Below are 23,403 nucleotides of genomic sequence, written 5' to 3' on the forward strand. Positions count from 1 at the left end.
ACCGATATAAATGATAGAAACGTAGCACTATATAAATGGGGTTCATTGGACAGATGAGGTGTAAGAATGAAAGAGATGGATGAATATTTAGCGCTATCTCATTTAATCAAGATGAATACGAAAGAGATGGAAGAGCTTAATGATAACTTAATTGAATCAGAACAGCGCTATAAGTCGTTGTTCGATCATAATCCAGATATGATCTATTCTATGGATCTACAAGGTTATATAACGAGTGTGAACCATGCGCTCGTTCAGTCTTTAGAGTATTCAGAAGAAGAGTTGCTCTCAACCCACGCACTGCAATTTGTGTGCGAAGAAGACCACAAACGGGTCGTTGAACACTTCAGGCTCGCCGTACATGATAAACCGCAAAATTTTGTTGCAAATATTAAGAAAAAAGATGGCGGGCACATTTTAAGCAGCATCACGAACATTCCAATCGTCGTAAACGATCAAGTAGTTGGTGTATATGGGATCGGAAAGAACATTACTTGGCAGCAAAAAGCGGAAGAAGAGATCGAACAACTTGCATTTCACGACTCGCTAACAGGTTTGCCAAATCGAAGTTTATTTGAAAAAAGGTTAAGAGAACTCGTTTCTGAAAGTGATCCTGCAAACCATCTGTTAGCTGTGATGTTTGTGGATATTGATCATTTTAAGATCATAAATGAGAGTTTAGGTCACCATATCGGAGACGTTGTGTTAAGGCATGTAAGCAATCAGCTTAGACAAGTAATCCATAGTCAAGATTTGCTCTGTCGATTCGCGGGGGACTTATTTACGTTAATCTTAACGATTGAAAAGCCGTCTGACGTAATCGATACAGCAGATCGGATAGAAGAAGCACTTCAATTGCCGATCTATCTCGATGGCCAAGAGTATACCGTTAGTACGTCGATTGGGGTCAGCATCTACCCAAATGATAGCACGAGTGCCGATGTTCTCATCAAGAATGCAGACACCGCTCTGCATAAAGCGAAAGAAAAGGGCAGAGGAAAACGTGAATTCTTTACGGGTGATATGAACGCATTCACACTTGAAAGGCTAAAGCTAGAAGGCTTTCTACGTAAGGCAGTTCAAAAGGGTGAACTAGAACCTTATTTTCAACCTCAATTTTGTTTGAAAACGGAAAGGATTCTTGGATTTGAAGCGCTTGTAAGATGGAATCATCCTGACTTGGGTCTGGTATCTCCGATGCAGTTCATTCCTTTAGCTGAAGAGATCGGACTTATTGATGAGATCGGTCGGTTTGTTCTATTCGAGTCTTGTAAGCAGCTAAAAAGATGGCATGATGATGGTGCGCCTCATCTTTCAATCTCTGTAAATGTTTCAGGCAGACAGTTTCAAAGGTTGTCATTTGTATATGAAGTAAAAGAAGCGATAGAAACGGCAGGTATATCCGCTGAATATCTTCACCTAGAATTAACAGAGAGTACGATGATACAAAATGTTCAATACAGCATCAGCATCATGGAAGAATTAAGAGAGCTAGGTGTTCGTCTATCAATCGACGATTTTGGTACGGGTTACAGTTCTCTTAGTTATTTAAAAGATTTTCCGGTCAATTATTTAAAGATCGATCAAAGCTTTATCCGACATCTTAGCGATGACTTTTTTAATACGAGTGATGCGGCGATCATTAAAGCGATCATCATGATGTGTGAAGGACTTTCTCTATCAACAGTGGCAGAAGGTGTAGAAACACATGAACAGATGAAGTTACTTCAAGAGTATGGCTGTCACACTGCTCAAGGATACATAATCAGTAAGCCAATGCCTGCTTGTGAAGCGAGTGAATTTTTAAGGACTTTCCTATTACCAAAAAACAGCACAACTCCGTAAAGAGTGTGCTGTTTTTTTGCTAGATTCTTTTAAACGGAAAGCAACTACTACCGAAAAACATCCATGTATGTTTTATTTTTTCTTTTCATAATACATAAACGCCAGGGCACCGATCAGAATCGAACCTTTTACGATATCTTGTGCGTAGTACGGAACGTTTAGCATCGTTAATCCATTAAGAAGTATACCGATCAAAACGGCACCAACAAATGTACCAATCACATTTGGTTTACCTGCGCCAAACACTGAAAAGCCAATAAAAGCTGCTGCAACACCGTCCATTAATAGAGGAGCACCAGCGGAAACTTGGCCGGTTCCGATTCGTGCCGCTAATAATATACCAGCAAGAGTAGCAAAGAATGCAGATAAAAGATAAGCGTACATCTTGTAACGCTGGACAGGGACACCAGATAGACGAGCAGCTTCTTCATTTCCGCCTGTAATATACAATAATCTGCCGAAACGAGTCTGCTGTAGAATGACATGGATAACAATAACCGCGATCAGCATGATGATGACAGGTACCGGAACAGACCATATCTCACCTTGACCAATAAATAAGAAAGAAGGAAGGAAAACACCAGGAGCCGTTCCACCTTCTGATAAAGGCATGTTGTTGTAGATTGAAAATCCTTTTGTAAACGTTAGATGCAATCCATTAATAATATACATAACGGCTAATGTTGCGAGTAGATCGGGAAGTCTCACTTTTACAACGAAGAACGAGTTTAATAGCCCTACTAATAGACCGATTGCTATCGGAATAAGAATGGCGATGATCGTTTCTTGGCGATACAGAACGAGTGCTGCAGCACTCGTAACTGTCGCAAGGCTCGCCGTTGATCCAACAGAAAGGTCAAAGCCTCCAACGATTAAAGATATGGTTACACCGATTGCGAGCAACGTAATAATAGAAACGGAGCGTAAGATATCTGTAAAGTTTTGATAACTTAAGAACTTATCGTTTGCTAGACTAAATCCGATAACGGTTAATAATATGACAAGAAGGGTGCCGTATCGGTAAAGAAAAGGAAAGATCTTTTCTTGAAGTGAGAGTTTTGTAGTGTTTATGTCGTTCTCAACGTGTTCTTTATGAACGTACTGTGCCATAATGACCTCCAGTTGCATAGTGCATAATTTTTTCAGTGGTTGCTTCGTTTTTAGTTAATTCTCCTGCAATCTTTCCATCGTACATAACGAGGATTCGGTCACAAAATGCGAGCAGTTCTTGTATCTCACTCGTAAAATAGAGAACTCCTTTTTTGTTGTCAGCTAAGTTTTTGATGCATTGAAACACATCTTGTTTAGCGCCAACATCAATACCTTTAGTCGGCTCATCGAAAATGAACACATCTCCGTCTGTAAGAAGCCATTTACCGATCGAAGCTTTTTGCTGATTACCCCCACTTAAATGGTTCAGCAAGAGTGAAGATTTTTGTGTCTTTATACCGAGTTGTTTGATCCATTTTTCAGCTTCGGTTTTTTCACGTTTTCTTTGGATAAACCCGAACTTGGTAAATTGCTTTAAGACAGGTAGGGTTAAATTCTCCACCACATTATAATCGACAAGTATTCCTTCTTTGCGTCTCTCTTCTGGAACAAATCCGATACCAGCCGAAATGGCTTTTTGAGGGTTTGATATTCTTACTTTTCTACCTTTCATGTAAAGAGAGTCTTTTGATGGATCTGCACCAAACAATGCTCTTGCCGTTTCCGTCTTTCCTGCACCTACTAATCCAGCAACTCCTACAATTTCTCCTTCTCGAACAGACAGGGACAGAGTTTCACCTGTACCTGGAACACTGAACTGTTTGACCTCTAAAAGGGTATCGCCTAGTATTCTATCTTCTTCATCGTTTAAGAGTTCAACCAATTCATTGCCTAGCATCGAGCGAACAATTTCTTCAGAAGTACAGCCAGACGTTTCTTTTTGAAGCGTCACATATCCATCTTTTAAGACGGTTACTTTCGTCGACAGTTCCATAATCTCAGGTAACCGGTGAGAAATATAGATAATGCCAACATCTTGCTTCTGAAGTTCACGAAGTACAGAGAACAGATGCTGAGCTTCTTTCGTACTAAGTGCAGCTGTAGGTTCATCAAGAATAATAAAAGATATATTTCTAGAAATTGCTTTTGCGATGAGTACTAACTGTTTCTCAGCTAAAGAACATTGAGAGAGGGGCATGGCAGGATCCAGTGATAGGCCAACTCTGCTTAATAGCTCTTGAGCCACTTTATATCTTTTTTTCCAGGAGAAGAAGGCAGGACCCGTGATAAAAGTATTCATCGTTACGTTCTCTGCGATACTTAAAGAAGAGACGAGAGCAGTATCTACTTCTTGAACGACCATTTCTATGCCAGCTGCTTTTGCATGAGCCGGTGTTTTGATCGTCAGTTCTTCTGCATCCAACGTGATGACACCGCCATCACGCTCATAATCGCCCGAGAGTATTTTCATGAGTGTACTTTTACCTGCGCCATTTGCGCCTAAAAGAGCATGGACCTCACCGCTTTTTACGGTAAAGTCCACTCCTTTTAAAACAATCTGTTCACCAAACGATTTTTGTATAGAAGTTAATGAGAGTGTCGTCATTGTTGGTTATCCTTACGTAAGTTTTCCATCCAAGGTGATGTTCCGGCATCTGATTTGCCCCAGCCTTCTACGTACTTACCGATCTCGTCCATAGATACTTTGGACTTAGGCAGATCCTCTTTTTCTACAAGGTGAGGCTGTACACTATAGATCTGAGGTGTTTCTTCACCGGCTACTTTTTGGTAGAGAAAGCGTACTTGCAGCTTTCCAACATCAGCAGGATCTGTTGCTGCTGTTGAAACCCAAGGACTGTTTTCTTCTTGCATCAGTTGTAGATCTTCGTCACTTAAGTCGATTCCATATACTTTAATTTCGTCACGTCCAGCTTGTTGGATCGCACGCGTTACGCCTTTAGCAAATTCGTCCCAAGGAGCGAATACAGCGTCAATATCCCCTTTTTTCGGATATTTCTGTAGTAAAGCTTCCATTTGTGACTGTGTATCAAGGGCCGTATTTTGTGTCGCTGTACCAAATCGAGCGATTTCTTTAATAGACGGATAACGTTTCTTAAAAGCTTCATACATAACGTTTCTTCGTTCCATCGGTGTGAAACCGCCTACCCAAACGTATACGATCTCACCTTTTCCATTTAAGTCTTGCGCCATGCTTCGTAAAGCATTCCACGAAAGGCTATAGTCATCCTGGTCGATAACGGTTACCCCTGGTATGTTGATGTCACTATCAAAAGCTACAACAGGAATTCCTGCTGCAACTGCTTTTTTTACACTTGGTGCAATTGCATCAGCACGACCATGATCAATTAAGATTCCATCAACTTGCTGGTTTACGGCTGTTTCTACATATGCTGCCATTTTTGAAAGGTCGTTATCAGCGTTATAGATCTGTACCTCACCACCGAACTCTTCAACTTGCTTCTTTACGCCACTAATATATTGAGAAGAAAAAGTACCAATAGAGAACTGGTTAATCGAAGCGATTTTTAAAGGCTTCTGAAGCTGTTCTGGAACTTTGCTAGATGTTGTAGCCGTATTTTTTTGTTTTGATTGTGACTCATTTGCAGCAGCTGGTTTTGCTTCTGTCTTATTGGAAAGAGCATCTTGTTCATTGGTGCATCCTGTTAAGAACAAAGCAGTTGTTAGGCAAGCGGTTGCCAAGACTCTATAAGGTTTCAATCTTTTCATCCTCCTTTAGTGTGGCTAGCGCTTCTCGATAATTGCCGCTCACGATCCCTTTTTCTGTAATGATCGCTGAAATGTATTCAGCAGGAGTGACATCGAAAGCTGGGTTGAATACTTTTATTCCTTCCGGTGCAATACGAACACCGTTTAGATGAGTGACTTCTTCTTCTGGACGTTCTTCGATCGGAATATCATCACCGCTTGTTGTTTTTAAATCCAAGGTAGATAGAGGACAAGCTACATAGAAGGGAATACTAAGTGCTTTTGCTTGAAGAGCAAGCCCAAAAGTTCCGATCTTGTTTGCTGTATCTCCATTCGCTGCTACTCGGTCACATCCAACGATAACCGCTTTAATGTTCTTTGTTTTAAGCGTGTGGGCTGCCATATTATCTGTGATCAAGGTCACATCAATATCGTTTGCTTGGAGCTCCCATGCTGTTAAACGAGATCCTTGTAAGACAGGACGCGTTTCGTTCGCATATACAGAAAGATTCCAGCCCTGCTCTTTTGCAAGATGAAAAGGTGCTAAAGCTGTTCCATATTTGCTTGTCGCGATGGCACCCGCATTACAGATCGTCATAACAGCATCTCCGTCTTGAAGTAGCGATAAGGCGTACTCACCGATCTTTCTGCAAGTATTCTCGTCTTCTTCTTGAATTAAAAGTGCTTCAGCTTCAATGTTTTTTTTCGCCTCTTCTACAGAAGCGGATCGTTCGGCAGATGCCACAACACGGTCTAAAGCCCAAAATAAATTAACAGCTGTCGGGCGAGAGGAGGCTAAGTAATCTCTTTGTTTTTGTAATTTTGATAAAAACGAAGAATGATCGGCCTCTGTCTCAGAATTACTCCAAAGTGCGAGTCCGAACGCTGCAGCAATTCCGATCGCAGGAGCGCCTCGAACTTTAAGTTTGGAAATGGCATCCCATACGTGTTCAATCGTGGTTACGTTTAAGTAAACCGTGTGATGGGGAAGTTGTTGTTGATCTAATATAAGAAGGTGGTTACCTCTGTATCGAACAGAAGGAACCCACTTTTCAGCTACAGTCATAATTTAAGCACCTCTAATCCAGTCAGTAAGTTCTGTGATGTTTGTAATGTTTCTCTGATTTTTAATAAGTTTTGCACCTAGCTCTAGCGCTGTTTTTTTATAAAAGAGCTCAACTTCTTTTTGGGGTATAGAGTCTAGATCAGCTACATGTGCAAGTCCGATCGTTCTTCGAATGATTTCACATCCAGCAAATCCAATTGCTTCTTGAAACGTTTTTTCTAAGAAATTTTCAAGAACACCGTCGATCTTGGCAAAAGGATCAGTCGCTTTCTCGTTCCAAAGCTGTGTGAACGTTACTGTGTATGTCTCCCAAGTCTTTTCAATCGTTTGTAACAGATAGGTTTGTAAAGTTTCACGATGAAACGGCTCTTTCGCATGTGCATTCTGAGAAAGATGATTAAGCGCAAGGTTAGCTATGAAGTGAGCGATATCAAATCCTGCTGGACCATAGAAAGCAAACTCAGGATCGATCACTTTAGTAGAGTCGCTCTTTACAAAAATACTTCCAGAATGTAGATCACCATGAAGAAGAACTTCTGCTCTTGTTAAGAATGATAGTCGCAGCTGAGCTACCTCTTGTAAAAGCTCTTTGTCATTCCAAATTAGATCTACTTCACTTTGAAGTTCAGCAGGGAAGTCGTTCGTTTCGTTGTTGAAAAAAGGATCTGTGAATACTAAGTCTTCCGTGATCTTGCAAAGCTCTGGGTTTGAAAATCGTTTAACTTGTTCTTTTTTCTCAAATGGATGAAGGTGAAAGTCACTAGAATAAAAAGCGGTCTTAGCCGCAAACGTTCCAATGTCATCAGCAAGTTGTGTATAAATTTGACCATCAATAAGTCCTTTTCGAAGGATGACATGATCAGATAAATCTTCCATAACCGTTACCGCAAGCGTTGAGTCTGAATATAAAACCTTCGGAACTAAGTGTGGAACCGATTCTGCTTCTTTTAATAAAGCATCGCTTTCGATTCGTGCGCGATCTAGTGTGAGCGGCCAGCTTTCACCAACCACTTTTGCATAAGGAAGTGCTTGTTTGACGATCAGTGCTTTTTTGGAGAGTGCGCTTTCTATATGAAAAACAAGGTTTAAGTTGCCATCTCCAATCTCTCTAACATGCAGTTGGTTTTGTTCGGATGCATCGAAAAATGCTAAAGGTTTTACCACATCAAGGACTGTCAATTCATTTAACGGTTCATATGTAGGTCTTACTTGTACGCTCATTTTGTGTTCCCCCCGGAAAGTTTTTTACAAATAAAAAGAGCCTCTTTTCGTATAAGAAAAGAGGCTCGGAATGATGATTTCCCGTGCCTCTTATCTTAGCAAAACAAAATGTTTTGCCGGAATTAGCACCGTGCCATACGCTGAGTTAGTCAGCGGCTCCCCATAGAATGCGGGCGCCCCATCTTACAATGGTATTACGGTCGGTTGCTGGGTTTCATCGGGCCATATCCCTCCACCTGCTCTTGATAAGAGACCAAAATTATTTGTTTTTTAATGCGTAACAATATTCACGCAATTCATAATCGTTATACTACAACGTTGTATGAAGATCTGTCAACACTAAATTTTAAAATGATTTAATAAAGATCTGTTCGACGATCGTTAAACACAGGAACCTTTACGCGTACTTCGTCTACTAATTCAGGTGATATCTCTGCTGTAAGGACCTCTTCATCGTACACCGATCCTTCAGCGATAATATCTCCCCACGGATCAATGATTAGAGATTGACCTGCGAAGGTATTTTTAGGGTCGCTTCCTACCCGGTTGCAAGCAACCACATAGCATTGATTCTCTATGGCACGTGCGGTAAGCAATGCACGCCAATGGGTCTGTCTTTGAATCGGCCATTCGGCAGGAACGAATAAAATTTTAGCCCCGTTTAAGAAAGGTGCGCGAATCCATTCAGGAAAACGGATGTCGTAACAGATAGCAAGAGTGGAGAGGTTGCCGTCGATAGTAAACAGGTTACCGTTACTTCCTGGTGAGATATATTTTTCTTCTTCCATAAGGGTAATGAGGTGAGCCTTTGAATAGGTGCCAACCTGTTCACCGTTTCTGTTGTAAGTGAATGATGTATTGTAAACTGTGTTGCTTTCACGATACGCGATAGACCCGCCGACAATATTAATATCCAGCTCTTTAGATAATCGACTTAACCATTCCTTTGCTTTTTTACCATCATGATCGCTAATCTCATCTAATCGAGTAAGATCATATCCTGTATCCCACAGTTCTGGCAGAACGATCGTATCAGGTTGGTGCTCGACAACCGCTTCACGGATTTTATTTTCTATGTGTTCATAATTTTTTTCAGGATCGCCAAAATGTATATCAACTTGAATACAGGCAATTTTCATGATTGTACCCTCCAGATTATAAAAAAGTCTTTACAGAATTTCCTTAAGCGTATAACATAACTGATTAGAATTTCAAGAACATTCAAATTAGACTGGAAGTGATCGTCGTGAAACAATTTGAGCAGGCAGAAGTGATGGGGAAACTGCCGGAGCAATTTTTCGCCAAACTTGTAAAAAAAGTATCTCACTATGTGGAGCAAGGCTATGACGTTATTAATCTTGGGCAAGGAAACCCTGATCAGCCCACTCCTCAGCATATTGTAGATGCATTGAAAGAGGGAGCTGATCGACCTGATTTTCATAAGTATTCACCGTTTCGCGGTCATGGATTTTTGAAGCAGGCAGCTGCCGATTTTTATAAACGAGAATATGGGGTCACACTTGATCCTGAGAAAGAAGTAGCTGTACTCTTTGGCGGGAAAGTGGGTTTAGTAGAGTTGTCACAGTGCTATTTAAACCAAGGAGATGTTGCACTCGTTCCAGATCCAGGATACCCGGACTATTGGTCAGGTGTAGCAATGGCTGGTGCTACGATGGAGACAATGCCTTTAAGAAATGAAAATAATTTTCTGCCGAAGTATGATGAAATAGATAAAGAGGTACTGGAAAGAGCAAAGCTTATGTTCTTAAACTATCCGAACAACCCGACTGCAGGTGTTGCCACTGAATCCTTCTTTAAAGAAACAGTGGAACTCGCTAACAAACACGATATACTCGTGTGCCATGATTTTGCATATGGAGCTATCGGATTCGATGGGCAAAAACCGGTCAGTTTTCTACAGATCGAAGGAGCAAAAGAGGTAGGGATAGAGATCTATACGCTTTCCAAGACCTATAACATGGCTGGATGGCGCGTTGGTTTTGCCGTTGGAAACGAATCTGTCATCGAATCCATTAATCTACTTCAAGATCATTTTTATGTAAGCTTGTTTGGAGCGGTTCAGCATGCAGCAGCTGAGGCATTAAATGGGTCACAGCAATGTGTGGATGAATTGGTAGATACATATGAACGACGACGAAATGCATTCATTGGACGTTTAAATGAAAATGGATGGAACGTAGATTCGCCAAAAGGTTCATTCTTCTGCTGGCTGCCTGTACCTGAAGGGTATACATCTGAAACGTTCGCAGACTATTTGCTTGAGAAAGCACATGTCGTAGTCGCACCAGGCATTGGATTTGGAAGCGAAGGCGATCGATATGTACGTGCCGGTCTTTTAACGTCTGAAGAACGTTTGATTGAGGCTGCAGATCGAATTGCTAAATTATTTTAGAAGTTTTATTTAATTCTTTATGCCTCTTTGATTAGTTGAATGGAGTGTAAGATGCGAGACTCCTAAGGGACAGGCAGGCAGTCCGAAAAGTGGAAGTGTCTCGTACAGCCCCGACAAGCAGGGTGTGACACTTAAGAGTGAAACGTACGAATGTGGCTCACTGTCTGCCCAGTGGAAAGCGAGTATCTGGAACGGAGATCAACATCTTTCAAAAACTTTAAAGCTTACTAATGAGATGTTGAAGGTTTTGGTTGACAGATCCTTCATACCCTGTCATAATCACAATTAAAATTATATTCTAACAATTTGCACTCTTATTAAGAGCAGGTGGAGGGACTAGCCCGATGAAACCCGGCAACCATTCAGTTAATTTAGCTTAACTGAAAACGGTGCTAATTCTTGCAGTCAAACGTTTGGCTGAGAGATAAGAGGAAGCGGAACTGTCAATATGTAGACACCCCTTCCTCGTGAAGGGGTTTTTTGCGTTTTTGAAAGGAGAACGACGAACATGAGCAAAATTACAGCTACGTACTTAGTGCATGATAAAAAAGAGAATCTACACAAAAAAGCAGAAGGCATCGCACTTGGACTTACAGTAGGTTCTTGGACAGATCTTCCCCAGCTTGAGCAAGAACAGCTAAAAAAACATAAAGGTATCGTGGAAGAAGTCATTGAACTTCCTGAAGATCCACGTACAGATCAATTTTTAGGAAGTAAAAGAACTAGGGGCTTACTCAAGATTTCCTATCCATCAGCAAACTTTTCAAATGACATTCCTGCTATACTAACGACGGTTTTCGGTAAACTTTCGTTAGATGGTGAGATCAAACTCGTAGATTTAGAGTTTGATAAGAATCTAGAACAGCAATTTCCTGGTCCAAAGTTCGGAATAACTGGAATCCGAGATATCTTAGGCGTACATAACCGCCCGCTTGTTATGAGTATTTTTAAAGGGGTACTCGGAAAAGATCTTTCATTCTTCAAGCAGCAATTATATGAGCAGGCCTTAGGTGGGGTAGATCTTGTAAAAGATGATGAAATTCTTTTTGAGAACCCACTTACTCCTTTTGAAGAAAGAGTGAAAATCGCTAAAGAAGTATTAAAGTCTGTTCATGAGCGAACAGGCGAAAAGACGCTCTACGCAGTTAACTTAACAGGCAGAACGAGTGAACTTCGAGACAAAGCGAGGCGCGCAGCAGAATTAGGAGCTAACGCATTATTGTTCAACGTTTTATCCTACGGACCAGATGTATTGCAAGAACTAGCAGAAGATAAAGAGATTCCGCTTCCAATCATGGCACACCCTGCATTATCCGGAGCTATAGGATCATCGTCTCTCTATGGAATTGGTTATTCCGTGATATTAGGCAAACTGCTTCGTTATGCAGGAGCAGATCTTGTGTTGTTCCCATCACCATATGGAAGTGTGGCACTTGATCGTAAAGAAACGTTAAGCATAGCAGATGCTTTAACAACAGATAGCATTTCGTTAAACAAGTCGTTTCCCGTCCCATCAGCGGGTATCCATCCAGGTTTAACACCTGTTTTATACAATGATTTCGGATTGGACAGTGTAATAAACGCGGGTGGAGGCATTCATGGTCATCCAGATGGAGCTGCTGGTGGAGCGCGTGCTTTCCGTCAAGCTATTGACGCAGTTGTTAAAGGAGAAGACTTTGAGAGCTTTGCTGAAAAACATGCAGAACTACAAAAAGCATTAGAGCTTTGGGGCGGTGTTCCTGTAAAATGACAACTCAACACCAATCGGTAATCTTTTGTGATTTTGATGGGACAGTTACCGAAAAAGATAACATCGTCGCGATCATGGAAGAATTTTCACCTGAGGGCTGGCAGCCGATCGTTAATGAAATCTTGAATGAAACGATCTCGATTCGAGAAGGTGTAGGAAAGATGTTTTCTAGAATTTCTTCGGATAAAAAGGAAGAGATCATTGAATTCGTCCTAACACGTTCTAAGATCAGAGAAGGTTTTCAGGAATTTATTCAATTTACTCAAAGTGAGAGAATTCCTTTATACATCGTAAGCGGTGGTATTGATTTTTTTGTTCATCCTGTTCTAGAGAACAAGCTAGATTCAGAATACGTTTTTTGTAATAACAGTGACTTTTCAAATGACACGATAAAAATAACTTGGCCCAATGCGTGTGATGATCAATGTGACAATGATTGTGGCTGCTGCAAACCATCTGTTATCAGGCGACTGGAAGAGAAGTTCCCACGAGCTGAAAAGATTGTAATCGGTGATTCGATAACAGATCTTCAAGCCTCTAAGATGGCTGATGTTGTTTTCGCAAGAGACTATCTGATTGAAAAATGCGAAGAAAATCGAATACCATACACACCATTTGAAACGTTTCATGACATCATTCATGTCTTAGAGAAAAGAGGTGTAAAAAGTTGAGTAAACAACAGCGTTGGAATGAGCTCGCAGATGTAAAGGATGAGCTGGCATCAAGAGACTGGTTTCCTGGAACAAGTGGTAACGTATCGATTAAGGTAAGTGACTTGCCTCTTGCTTTTTACGTTTCTGCAAGCGGAAAAGATAAAACAAAACGTACCTCAGAAGATTTTCTTTTAGTTGATCAGTACGGAGAACCGGTAGAAGATACGCACTTAAAAGCTTCAGCAGAAACAGGTATCCATTGTGAAGTGTATCGGTTAACAGATGCAGGCTGTTGTTTACATGTTCACACCGTAGATAACAACTTAATTTCGGAGTTGTATGGTGATGTTGGGGAGGTGACGTTCCAAGGCCAAGAACTGATAAAGGCTTTTGGAATATGGGAAGAAGAAGGAAGTATAACGGTTCCTATTGTTGAAAATTATGGTGATCTCTCCAAGCTGTCAGAAGCGGTGGGTACGGTGATAAAGCCTGATACAAAAGCTGTTTTGATCCGTAATCATGGTATTACCGTATGGGGCAGAAATGCTTTTGAAGCGAAGAAACACTTAGAAGCTTTCGAGTTTCTATTCTCTTACCACATCAAGTTACAAACTTTAAACGTTTTAAATAAAAATCAATCATTTGGAGGCGTTAAAAATGGCACAACTACGATTTCATGATAACAACGAAAGAATTGAAAAACAAAGCGAGGTAGAATCGTACTTAAACTCACAGGAAGTTATTTACGAAAAGTGGGACATTGAAAAACTTCCATCCCACCTTCGTGAAAATTTTTCGTTAAGTGATGAGGACAAAGCAGAAGTGATTCAAACCTTCCGCAGTGAGATCGATGATATTTCTGAGCGCAGAGGGTATGTAACAGAAGATGTTATCTCCCTTTCTGATGCGACACCAAACTTAGATGAGCTTTTGAAAAACTTCTTAGCTGAGCACCATCACACAGATGATGAAGTACGCTTTATCGTTTCTGGACATGGAATTTTTGCGATCGAAGGACCTAACGGAAGATTCTTCGATGTTGAACTTGAGCCAGGAGACCTTATCTCTGTTCCTGAAAATTTCCGTCACTATTTCACGCTGCAAGAAGATCGTAAAGTAGTAGCGGTCCGCATCTTCAAATCAAAGGAAGGCTGGGTACCGATCTACGATAAACAGCCGCAAGAAGCACAATAATTACTACACACCATTTCATTTGATTGAAATGGTGTGTTTTCTTTTGTAATGAAAGAGTAGATGGTGGTTTAGGCGCTCGTCCAGCGGCTGACAAGCACGATGGACGAGCGCCATACAGAAAATACGAACGCCATACAAAAAATACAAAAAAAGCATCGGACGTTAATATCCGATGCTTTTTCCAATTCCACATTATTTTAAAGCTCTTTTGATTTTCTTAGGTTGATCAAGCGATACGTGTGCAGGGCAATAACCTTTAGCACAGCATATACCGGAACAGCTAGAATCAATCCAAGCAGACCGCCAAGACTACCGGCTACAAGCAAAATAGAAATAATCGTTAGCGGATGAATATCCAGCTTTTTACCCATAACTTGAGGAGAGATTACATTACCCTCGATCTGCTGAGCAATAACCATAACGACTAGTACTTTGATGACCATCGCTGGCGAGTCAACAATGGCTACGATTAGTGCTGGGACGACTCCGATAATCGGTCCAAGGAACGGAATAACATTAGTGAACATCGCGATGATAGCTAAGATCAGCGAGTACTCGATTCCAATTACGAGATAACCGATATACAGCATTGTACCGACACAGACACTGACAAGGATCTGTCCTTGAATGTAAGAACTAAGTGCGATGTCCATGTCTTTTAGAATTTTTGTACCATTATTACGCTGTCTTTCTGGAAGAGTTTGAAGCACCATCTGTGGAGCTTTTTCACCCTCTTTTAGCATGTAATAAAGAATGAAAGGAACAGTAACAAAAATCATAATAATGTTTGTGATGATTCCAATAAAGTTTGCGATGTTCGTACCAATTGTTTGAACACTAGTAGATAAATAAGCAGTCACTTTATCAGAGATTTCTTTCACATCAAATTGGTCACTTTCTTGGAAACGGCTTACCCATTCATTTTGCTGTAAATCATTTAGTTTTGAACGAATTGCATCGATTAAAGCAGGTGTATTCTCGATTAAATTACTTACCTGTCTTTGTAGTATCGGACCAATAGAATAGAATAGCAATACGAAAAGTCCGATCGCAAGCAGATAGATGAGAAGGATAGATAACACCTTCGGCACATTTCGCTTATGCAAGAACTGAACGACTGGCCGGAACAGATAATAAAGAACACCGCCAAGTAAAAACGGGAAAAATAACGTTTGAACAAGAACGACGATCGGCCTGAAAATAAAGTCAATCTTTGTTCCTACTAAAATGATTAAAAAAATGAGCAGAAATCCGTAACCGATACGAAAAAATTTCGACTGTGGCATGTAATTATCACCTTTATCTTCTGAAATATGTATTCATTATATACAACTTATGAGAACATACACAAATTTTAAAAAAACACCCGTACAAGGATAAAAGCATATGCTGAGTAATGGGCATACGTACTAGAAATGGAGTTTGTACAGAAAGGATGAAACCAATGTGCGGAATAACGGGTTGGGCAGATTGGAATCGTAACCTCACACATGAAAAAAATATATTGATTAAGATGGCCACACCTTTATCAAAAAGAGGACCTGACGCACTCAATGTATGGAGTACTACGCATGCAGGTTTTGGTCACGCAAGGTTAGCAGTAGTAGATATTGAAGGCGGCGTTCAGCCGATGACGAGAACAAAGAACAAATTACAGTATACACTTTGCTATAACGGAGAGCTTTACAACACCGAAGATCTACGTAAGGAACTTTTACAAAGAGGGTATTCGTTTGAGGGGCATTCTGATACAGAAGTGTTGCTTACTTCTTATATGGAATGGGGAGAAAGTTGTATCGATCGTTTTAATGGAATATTTGCATTTGGCATTTGGGATGAAGAAAAGCAAAGTTTGTTTGTAGCTCGAGATCGACTAGGAGTTAAGCCGTTCTTTTATACGGAAAAAGGCGGTATGCTGTTATTTGGATCTGAAATAAAATCTATATTAGCTCATCCAGATGTGAAGGCTGAAATAGATCGTGAAGGATTGCAAGAAGTGTTCGGTCTAGGACCATCTCGTACTCCAGGTAACGGTGTATATAAAGGAATAAAAGAGCTTCGTCCTGCTCATGCTGCGACGTATTCAAAAAACGGGCTGAAAATTTGGCGGTATTGGAACGTAGAAAGTAAACCACATCAAGACTCTTTAGAAGACACGATAGAAAATGTGAAGGATCTTGTGACTGATGCAGTAACACGACAGCTGGTTGCAGATGTACCCGTATGTACGTTTCTCTCTGGCGGCCTCGATTCAAGTGCGATAACAGCAATCGCAGCTAAATATTTTAAAGAAGAAAACAAGGGTGACCTTCATACGTTCAGCATTGATTATGTTGATAATGATAAGTATTTTAAAGCGAGTGATTATCAGCCCAATTCAGATGCGTATTGGATCAATCAGATGGTTGAGGCTACAGGATCTGTTCATCATAGCTGCGTGATCGATAATGAACTATTAATCAATCATTTGCGTGAAGCTGTTACTGTTCGGGATCTGCCAGGAATGGCTGATGTGGATTCTTCTCTGTTATGGTTCTGTCGTCAGATTAAACCACAGTCAACCGTTGCACTATCAGGAGAATGCGCTGACGAGATCTTTGGAGGATATCCATGGTTTCATAAAGAAGAGCTATTAAACCGTCCGATGTTTCCGTGGATGCGTTCAACAGAAGCTCGGCAGAATCTCTTGCAAGACTCGTGGGCTAGTAAACTAAATTTAGCTTCGTATGTGCAGCAACGTTACGAAGAGACGGTAAATGAAACGCCTGTCTTAGAGGGAGAATCAAAAATAGAAGCGCGAAGACGAGAAATCTTCTATTTGAATATGATTTGGTTTATGACGACTCTATTGGATCGCAAAGACCGCATGAGCATGGGAGCTTCATTAGAAGTAAGGGTGCCTTTTGCAGATCATAGAATAGTAGAATACGCATGGAACATTCCTTGGGACATGAAAATGTTAGATGGAAGAGAGAAGGGAATACTTAGAAAAGCACTTACTGGTGTTCTTCCGAATGATGTTCTATATCGGAAAAAGAGTCCTTACCCGAAAACGTTCCATCCGGATTATACGAACGGCGTAAAAGATTGGCTAACAAGCATTGTCGCAAAAAAGAATTCACCATTGTTTGAAGTATTAAACCGAGCACGCGTTCAGGATATCATTCAAACGAACGGAGAGACGTTTAAAGAACCTTGGTTCGGCCAGCTTATGACAGGACCACAATTAATGGCTCATCTTGCACAGATCGACAGCTGGTTGACAGACTATAATATTAATATTGTAGATTAAATACAAAAAACCGGAGTACATACTGTTCTCCGGTTTTTTGTATTTATGCAGTTGCTTCTTGTTCCACGACTAATTGTTTTTGCCACTTTCTATTACGCCATCTCGACAGCATGAATAACCCCCGCAGCCATTCATCTGCAGTGAAAGCTAGCCAGATCCCTATTAACCCCAGATCAAAGGTAATTCCCAACAAGTAGGCAAGAGGGACACTTACTCCCCACATAGAGATGACACCCATAATGACCGGAAATTTCACATCACCTGCAGCTCTCAAACTAGAAATGATAACAAGATTAAAAGAACGGCCAGGTTCGAGCAGGAGCGTTAAGTATAAAAGAATAGTACCCTCCTTAATAATTTCAGGATTATCTGTGAAAATAGACAGAAGTGGCTTTGCGAATAGAGAAGCTATACCTGCCATAAGAAAACTTATAATCATGGCATACGTCTGACTTTTAAGACACATCTTATAAGCAGAGTCGTATGATTTTGCACCTATTAAATGACCGATTAATATCTGTGTACCTTGACCGATCGCTACGGCGAAAAGGAAGATAAACATCATAATATTAAAGGTATACACTTTAGTCGTTAGTGCAGTTGTACCGAGCAGCGTAATGAAGAACGTGATCAGCATCTGAGAACCGCTGTAGGAAAGGTGCTCTCCAGCTGAAGGTAATCCGATTTTTAATACACTTTTAATATGAAGAGGAAATAGTTTGATTGAACTCGCAAAGGGCAGTGGTATAGAAGAGCGCTTGAACAAGAGATAAAGAATCACAACTAATCCTAAAAAGCGGCTAACAGATGTTGATATCGCTACACCTTCAACACCTAGTACAGGGAAGCCGAAAGCTCCGAAGATGAATAAATAGTTTCCAAATACGTTTAAGATGTTCATTCCAATCGTCACGTACATAGCATCTTTCGTAAAACCGTAGCTTCTAATTGCAGCTCCGATCGTCATGATGACCGATTGGATAAATGAAAATCCTCCTACGATCATAAGATAGCTAGATGCTTCCGCCATCAACTCTGGTGGCGTATTCATCCATTTTAAGAACACATCTCCAAAGATTAATAATGCAGCACTTAAGAGCAACCCAAAAAGCAAGTTCCCTAAGATCGCAACGACAGCTACCTCAGCAGCCGTTCGTTCAAGCTTAGCACCTATTGCCTGAGCAATAACGACGCTGGCTCCGGTAGCAACGAATCCAAACATAACGATTACGATTGATAACAGTTGATTAGTAAGACCAACAGCGGCTACAGAATGATCGGAATATTGACTGAGCATAAGGGTATCGGCGTTCCCCATCAACATATGAAGCATAATCTCTATAAAAATTGGCCACGTTATGGCAAAAAGGGAAAGCTTAGCAGCTTTGGTGCCTTTCATGTGAATCCCTCTCCATCGTGTTTATATTGTATGGTTTTAACATTTACCTATTGTAACAGGTATGAGTACTTACTGAAATAAAATCCCCTCACTTTTTAGTGAGGGGAACATGTTTATTTTCTTTTATATATACTAAAGCCATATCCAGGCAGAGAACCTGAGAAAGATGACCCTAAAATGTGTGAGTAGTCCTCAGGGATCTTAATGGAAAGAGCCGCGCTGTGTTCACTAGCATTCAAAAGAATCCAAACACTTTCTTCTTCTGTTGATCGCTCATAAACTAATGTTTGCTCATCAGCCTTAATAAACTTTATTTCTCCATCATTTGCTAATACTTTGTGATCTTGGCGAAGGCTAAGCAATGCTTGAATGTGATTGAACAATTCTAGATCCTGTTTGCTTTCATCCCATTCCATACATTTTCTGCAACCCGGATCATTACCACCCGTCATACCGACTTCGTCGCCATAATAGATACATGGTGTTCCTTTAAAGGTTAACATCAACAAGAACAATAACTTCATCTTATCCTTGTTTTCATCACAGAACGTTAGAACACGTTTTGTATCGTGCGAGCCTAAAAGATTAAACGCAGCTTCGTTTACGTTTTCCGGATACATATGAAGAACAGCCGTCATTTTTTCAGCAAACACTTTTGCATCGATCGATTCTTTTGCTACAAAATCAAGAGCAGCATTTGTGAATGGATAGTTCATAACGGCGTCGAACTGATCTCCTTGGAGCCAGTTCATTGAATCATGCCAGATCTCACCTAAGATATATGCATCTGGTTTGACAGACTTAACAGCTGTTCTGAATTCTCTCCAAAATGAATGATCCACTTCATTTGCAACATCTAATCTCCATCCATCAATATCAAACTCTTCCACCCAATAACGAGCAACCTTGAGTAAGTATTCGCGAACCTCTGGGTTTTCGGTGTTTAGTTTCGGCATCGATTTTTCAAAAGCAAACGTATCATAATTTGGGCGTGGTTCAGTCTGAATTGGAAATTCTCTTAAATGGAACCAGTTCTTATAAGAGGATTTCTCTTGATTACTTAACACATCCTGAAACGGTTCAAAATAATATCCGCTATGATTAAACACGGCATCAAGCATAACTTTAATACCGTTTTCATGACATACTTTCACTAGTTGCTTAAACGTTTCTTTATCACCGAATTGTGGATCGATCTCTAAATAATCGATCGTATCATACTTATGATTAGACTTCGCTTTAAAGATGGGGGTGAAATAGATCCCTGTCACACCAAGTTTAACGAGGTGATCAATATGATCAATAACACCTTGAAAATCTCCGCCAAAGAAATTGTTGAATTTCGGTTCTTCGCTAGCCCACGGAAGAGAACCTTCAGGATCGTTGCTCGTATCTCCGTTTGCAAAACGTTCAGGGAAGATTTGATACCAAACCGTATCTTTCACCCAAGAAGGAGCACGAAATACATCAATGCCATTTAAGAATGGAAAACAGAAGTAATAAGCCGTGTCATCGAACGGAGCTTCATTATAGAAGCCTTTTTCGGTAAATACTAACGTTTCAACACCGCTTTTTAGTTCAAATCCATATCGCAAACGGCGAAAAGGGGGTTGAATCGCAATGAAATAGTAATCAAAATATTCGTCTGTACCCGAAAGTGTCATGAGCGATCGAGACGTCTGCCAGCCATCCTTCGTCCAGTCATAAGGATCACCGTGAATTAACGTTACAGAATCAACATCACCTTTTTTAGTACGAAGACGGATGTGAAGGGTAGTCTCGTCATATGCATAAGCAAAGTTGTTGCCTGCTCTGTGGTAGATTGCTTCTTTTAACATATTTTAATCTCCTCTCAGTCTTGGCAATAAAAAAGGGGCACAACCTATAGAAACTAGGTTGTACCCCTAAGGAACGTACATTGCCTTCAACTTGTAATGGTGATAGTATAAACCGCTTTCACTAACAAAATCAAGAGAACTGAAAGCGAAACCAAAAATAATTAAAAAAGTATTGTAAAAATTCAAAGCATAGGTATAATGAAATTGAGCAGGTAATGCAATCGTTTTCATAAACTGCAAAAAAATATATAAGAAGACAGAAAAACATTTTTTTTGCTAATCTGTGCAAACGTTTGTATGCTTTGATCTTTTAACAATAATGGGGGGTACAATTGATGAAAAAGTTATTAGCATTACCTTTAACTTTTGCTCTAGCTGCAAGTGCGTTAGCTGCTTGCGGACCGCAAGAAGACAGTTCTTCAACAGGCGGTAAGAAAGAATCGGCTGCAGACAAGCCTGAAAAATTAGTAATGTGGGAAGACCAAGAAAAAGGTGCTGGAACTAAAGACGCGATCAAAAAGTTCGAAGAGAAATACGGCATCAAAGTTGATCTGAAAGAAATCCCAATGTTAGATCAACAAGAAAAGCTTCGTCTTGATGGACCAGCTAAAAAAGGACCGGATGTTATTACAACTCCGCATGACCGAATTGGACCATTAGCGATCGAAGGTCTTATCGCACCAATTAAAGTATCTGATGATGTAACAAAGCTTTACACTGAATCTTCAATTAACGCATTAACATATGATGGAAAACTTTACGGACTTCCAAAATCAACTGAAACACCTGTTTTCATCTACAACAAAAAATTAATGCCTGAAGCACCTGAATCTTTTGATGATGTACTTGCATTCTCTAAAGGTGACAAAGGTGGAGCACAGTATGGCTTCTTAGCTAACTGGACTGACTTCTACTTTGCAAATGGTGTGCTTTCTGGATATGGAAGCTATGTATTCAAAGACGACAACGGTACTTTAGATGCAAAAGACCTTGGTCTTTCTAACAAAGGTGCTGTTGAAGGATTAGATTATATCACTAGCTGGTACAAAGACGGATTATTCCCTAAAGGAATCATCGGTGAAAAAGCTGGCCCTACGATCGACGGTCTTTTCCAAGAAGGTAAAGTTGCATCTGTAATGAACGGACCATGGTCTTTCCAAGGCTATAAAGATGCTGGAATCGATATTGGTGTTTCACCAATGCCTAAACTTCCAAACGGTGAAGATGTAAAAACGTTTATCGGTGTTAAAGGTTACAACGTAAGCCAATTCTCTCCTAACCAAGAGTGGGCTGCAAAACTTGTTGAGTTCATCACAAACGAAGAAAACGCTAAGACTCGTTTTGAGAAAACAGCAGAGATCCCTCCAATCGTATCTTTAATGGAGGACCCAATCATCGCAGACAACGAAGCAGCTAAAGCTGTAGCCGTTCAATCAGAACGTGGAGTTCCAATGCCTAACATTCCTGAAATGGCAGAAGTTTGGGCTCCAGCTGCAAACGCACTTCAATTATCTGCAACTGGCAAGTCTGAGCCAAAAGCTGCTCTAGAGAGCGCAGTTAAGACGATCGGACAAAACATTGAAGCGAACCACGGTAAAAAATAATAAGCAGTAACTGGAAAGCGGTACCCAGACGTCGCGGGTACTGCTTTCTCTAACTATTGTGTGTGTTGGAAAGATTTCACTTATAAATGGGTCCTAAAATCTTTCGAACAATACACAAAAGTGGGGAAAAGAAAGGGGAAACCTGTAATGACACACCGTAAGACCGCAGCTTTGCTGTCAATCATTCCAGGAATGGGACAATTTTATAACAAGCAATTTGTTAAAGGTTTCGCATTCTTATTTTTAGCAATTTGTTACTTTATAGCATTTCTTGATTTTCTAAACATTGGACTTTGGGGAATTGTAACACTTGGTACAGAAGTGCCAAGAGATCATTCCATCTTCTTACTTGTTAACGGCGTAATCTCTATTCTGGTAGTAGGCATTGGATTAGGATTTTACTACTTTAATATCTACGATGCTTTCCAAAACGGCAAAAAACGTGATAACGGCGTTAAACTTAACACACTAAAAGAGCAATATCACAATGTAGTAGATAAAGGGTTTCCTTATTTAATGGTTGGACCTGGATTCTTATTGTTGATCTTCGTTGTTATTTTTCCAATCATCTTTATGTTGTTGTTAGCATTTACGAACTACAACTTATACAACTCACCACCAGCAAAGCTTGTTGATTGGGTGGGCTTTAAAAACTTTATTGAAATTTTCTCACTAGACATTTGGCGTGAGACGTTTATATCGGTATTTGCATGGACGATTATCTGGACATTTACAGCGACTACACTCCAAGTTTCTGTCGGTATTTTCTTAGCAGTTGTATTGAACCAGAAAGAAATTAAGTTCAAAGGGATTATTCGTACACTATTGATCTTGCCTTGGGCTGTACCGGCTTTCGTATCTATCTTAATTTTCTCAGGATTGTTCAATGATACATTCGGAGCGATCAACCAATCTATTTTAGCACCTCTTGGAATCGATTCCATACCATGGATGACTGATCCGTTCTATACGAAGGTGGCTTTAATCTTTATTCAATCATGGCTTGGATTCCCGTTCATCATGGCGATGACAACGGGTGTACTTCAGTCGATTCCGGGGGAACTTTATGAAGCAGCAACTGTGGATGGGGCATCGAACTGGGATAAATTTCGTAAGATCACACTTCCGATGGTCTTATTTACAACAGCTCCAATTTTAATTACGCAATATACGTTCAACTTTAATAACTTCAATGTTATCTATCTATTTAACAATGGTGGACCTGCAGTAGCTGATCAAAATGCAGGTGGGACAGACATCTTGATCTCTTGGATCTACAATTTAACGATGACTTCAGCTCAATACAGCAAGGCTGCAGCTGTAACTGTATTATTATCGTTGATCATCGTGTCACTTGCATTGTGGCAGTTTAGAAAAACGAAATCATTTAAGGACGAAGGAATGATTTAAT

At 40.3% G+C, this 23,403-nt stretch carries 18 protein-coding genes and 2 riboswitches; of the genes, 9 read left to right on the top strand and 9 right to left on the bottom strand.

What is annotated here, in order from left to right:
• Window positions 1–66: 66 nt before the first annotated feature.
• Window positions 67–1,845 carry a sensor domain-containing protein gene (locus tag HU823_RS14240; RefSeq protein WP_197222490.1) on the top strand — a complete coding sequence of 593 codons (1,779 nt, stop codon included), beginning with the start codon at window positions 67–69 and terminating at the stop codon, window positions 1,843–1,845.
• 72 nt (window positions 1,846–1,917) lie between these two features.
• Here the strand turns inward: HU823_RS14240 and HU823_RS14245 are convergent, their stop codons facing one another.
• From HU823_RS14245 to HU823_RS14270, 6 genes are all read right to left on the bottom strand, one after another.
• Entirely contained in the window at window positions 1,918–2,955 is a 1,038-nt protein-coding gene (locus HU823_RS14245; RefSeq protein ID WP_197222491.1) for an ABC transporter permease, read from the bottom strand.
• Window positions 2,936–4,441, bottom strand: coding sequence for a sugar ABC transporter ATP-binding protein (locus HU823_RS14250; RefSeq protein WP_197222492.1), 1,506 nt, complete (start codon window positions 4,439–4,441; stop codon window positions 2,936–2,938). Before HU823_RS14250 ends, HU823_RS14245 begins: the two co-directional genes overlap by 20 nt.
• Window positions 4,438–5,583, bottom strand: coding sequence for a sugar ABC transporter substrate-binding protein (locus tag HU823_RS14255; protein ID WP_197222493.1), 1,146 nt, complete (start codon window positions 5,581–5,583; stop codon window positions 4,438–4,440). Before HU823_RS14255 ends, HU823_RS14250 begins: the two co-directional genes overlap by 4 nt.
• Window positions 5,561–6,628, bottom strand: coding sequence for an S-methyl-5-thioribose-1-phosphate isomerase (gene mtnA / locus HU823_RS14260; protein ID WP_197222494.1), 1,068 nt, complete (start codon window positions 6,626–6,628; stop codon window positions 5,561–5,563). Before mtnA ends, HU823_RS14255 begins: the two co-directional genes overlap by 23 nt.
• Before the next feature lie 3 nt (window positions 6,629–6,631).
• A complete protein-coding gene (gene mtnK, locus HU823_RS14265; protein ID WP_197222495.1) occupies window positions 6,632–7,849 on the bottom strand; it encodes an S-methyl-5-thioribose kinase in 1,218 nt (405 codons plus the stop codon).
• Between the two features lie 87 nt (window positions 7,850–7,936).
• Window positions 7,937–8,101, bottom strand: a riboswitch (SAM riboswitch).
• Window positions 8,102–8,205: 104 nt separating this feature from the next.
• Window positions 8,206–8,988: a carbon-nitrogen family hydrolase gene (locus HU823_RS14270; RefSeq protein ID WP_197222496.1), complete on the bottom strand. Its 783-nt coding sequence runs from the start codon at window positions 8,986–8,988 to the stop codon at window positions 8,206–8,208.
• Between the two features lie 107 nt (window positions 8,989–9,095).
• Here HU823_RS14270 and HU823_RS14275 point away from each other — a divergent pair, with 107 nt between their 5' ends.
• The 5 genes from HU823_RS14275 (at window position 9,096) to HU823_RS14295 (ending at window position 13,859) form a co-directional block, all read left to right on the top strand.
• Window positions 9,096–10,262 (top strand): pyridoxal phosphate-dependent aminotransferase, encoded by a 1,167-nt coding sequence (locus HU823_RS14275; protein WP_144701214.1) that lies wholly within the window; start codon window positions 9,096–9,098, stop codon window positions 10,260–10,262.
• A 311-nt stretch (window positions 10,263–10,573) separates the two neighbouring features.
• Window positions 10,574–10,693: riboswitch (SAM riboswitch) on the top strand.
• A 77-nt stretch (window positions 10,694–10,770) separates the two neighbouring features.
• Entirely contained in the window at window positions 10,771–12,012 is a 1,242-nt protein-coding gene (locus HU823_RS14280; RefSeq protein ID WP_144701212.1) for a 2,3-diketo-5-methylthiopentyl-1-phosphate enolase, read from the top strand.
• Window positions 12,009–12,683: a 2-hydroxy-3-keto-5-methylthiopentenyl-1-phosphate phosphatase gene (locus HU823_RS14285; protein WP_197222497.1), complete on the top strand. Its 675-nt coding sequence runs from the start codon at window positions 12,009–12,011 to the stop codon at window positions 12,681–12,683. Before HU823_RS14280 ends, HU823_RS14285 begins: the two co-directional genes overlap by 4 nt.
• The gene (locus tag HU823_RS14290; RefSeq protein ID WP_197222498.1) at window positions 12,680–13,345 is read left to right on the top strand and encodes a methylthioribulose 1-phosphate dehydratase; all 666 of its coding nucleotides are present in this window, start codon (window positions 12,680–12,682) and stop codon (window positions 13,343–13,345) included. The genes HU823_RS14285 and HU823_RS14290 overlap by 4 nt, the downstream gene beginning before the upstream one ends.
• The gene (locus HU823_RS14295) at window positions 13,323–13,859 is read left to right on the top strand and encodes a 1,2-dihydroxy-3-keto-5-methylthiopentene dioxygenase (protein ID WP_144701207.1); all 537 of its coding nucleotides are present in this window, start codon (window positions 13,323–13,325) and stop codon (window positions 13,857–13,859) included. Before HU823_RS14290 ends, HU823_RS14295 begins: the two co-directional genes overlap by 23 nt.
• Before the next feature lie 197 nt (window positions 13,860–14,056).
• Here the strand turns inward: HU823_RS14295 and HU823_RS14300 are convergent, their stop codons facing one another.
• The gene (locus HU823_RS14300; RefSeq protein WP_144701205.1) at window positions 14,057–15,145 is read right to left on the bottom strand and encodes an AI-2E family transporter; all 1,089 of its coding nucleotides are present in this window, start codon (window positions 15,143–15,145) and stop codon (window positions 14,057–14,059) included.
• A gap of 158 nt (window positions 15,146–15,303) precedes the next feature.
• On the opposite strand from HU823_RS14300, the gene asnB reads away from it, so the two are divergent.
• A complete protein-coding gene (gene asnB, locus HU823_RS14305; protein WP_197222499.1) occupies window positions 15,304–17,151 on the top strand; it encodes an asparagine synthase (glutamine-hydrolyzing) in 1,848 nt (615 codons plus the stop codon).
• Between the two features lie 43 nt (window positions 17,152–17,194).
• On the opposite strand, the gene HU823_RS14310 is transcribed toward asnB, so the two are convergent.
• Window positions 17,195–18,550, bottom strand: coding sequence for an MATE family efflux transporter (locus tag HU823_RS14310; RefSeq protein ID WP_144701201.1), 1,356 nt, complete (start codon window positions 18,548–18,550; stop codon window positions 17,195–17,197).
• 113 nt (window positions 18,551–18,663) lie between these two features.
• Entirely contained in the window at window positions 18,664–20,388 is a 1,725-nt protein-coding gene (locus HU823_RS14315) for a glycoside hydrolase family 13 protein (RefSeq protein WP_197222500.1), read from the bottom strand.
• A 335-nt stretch (window positions 20,389–20,723) separates the two neighbouring features.
• Here HU823_RS14315 and HU823_RS14320 point away from each other — a divergent pair, with 335 nt between their 5' ends.
• Window positions 20,724–21,992, top strand: a complete 1,269-nt coding sequence (locus tag HU823_RS14320) for an extracellular solute-binding protein (RefSeq protein WP_066393021.1) — start codon at window positions 20,724–20,726, stop codon at window positions 21,990–21,992.
• A gap of 147 nt (window positions 21,993–22,139) precedes the next feature.
• Window positions 22,140–23,402: a carbohydrate ABC transporter permease gene (locus HU823_RS14325; RefSeq protein WP_066393023.1), complete on the top strand. Its 1,263-nt coding sequence runs from the start codon at window positions 22,140–22,142 to the stop codon at window positions 23,400–23,402.
• Window position 23,403: the final 1 nt, after the last annotated feature.

Source organism: Fictibacillus sp. 18YEL24, assembly GCF_015903855.1.
Lineage (GTDB): Bacteria > Bacillota > Bacilli > Bacillales > Fictibacillaceae > Fictibacillus > Fictibacillus phosphorivorans_C.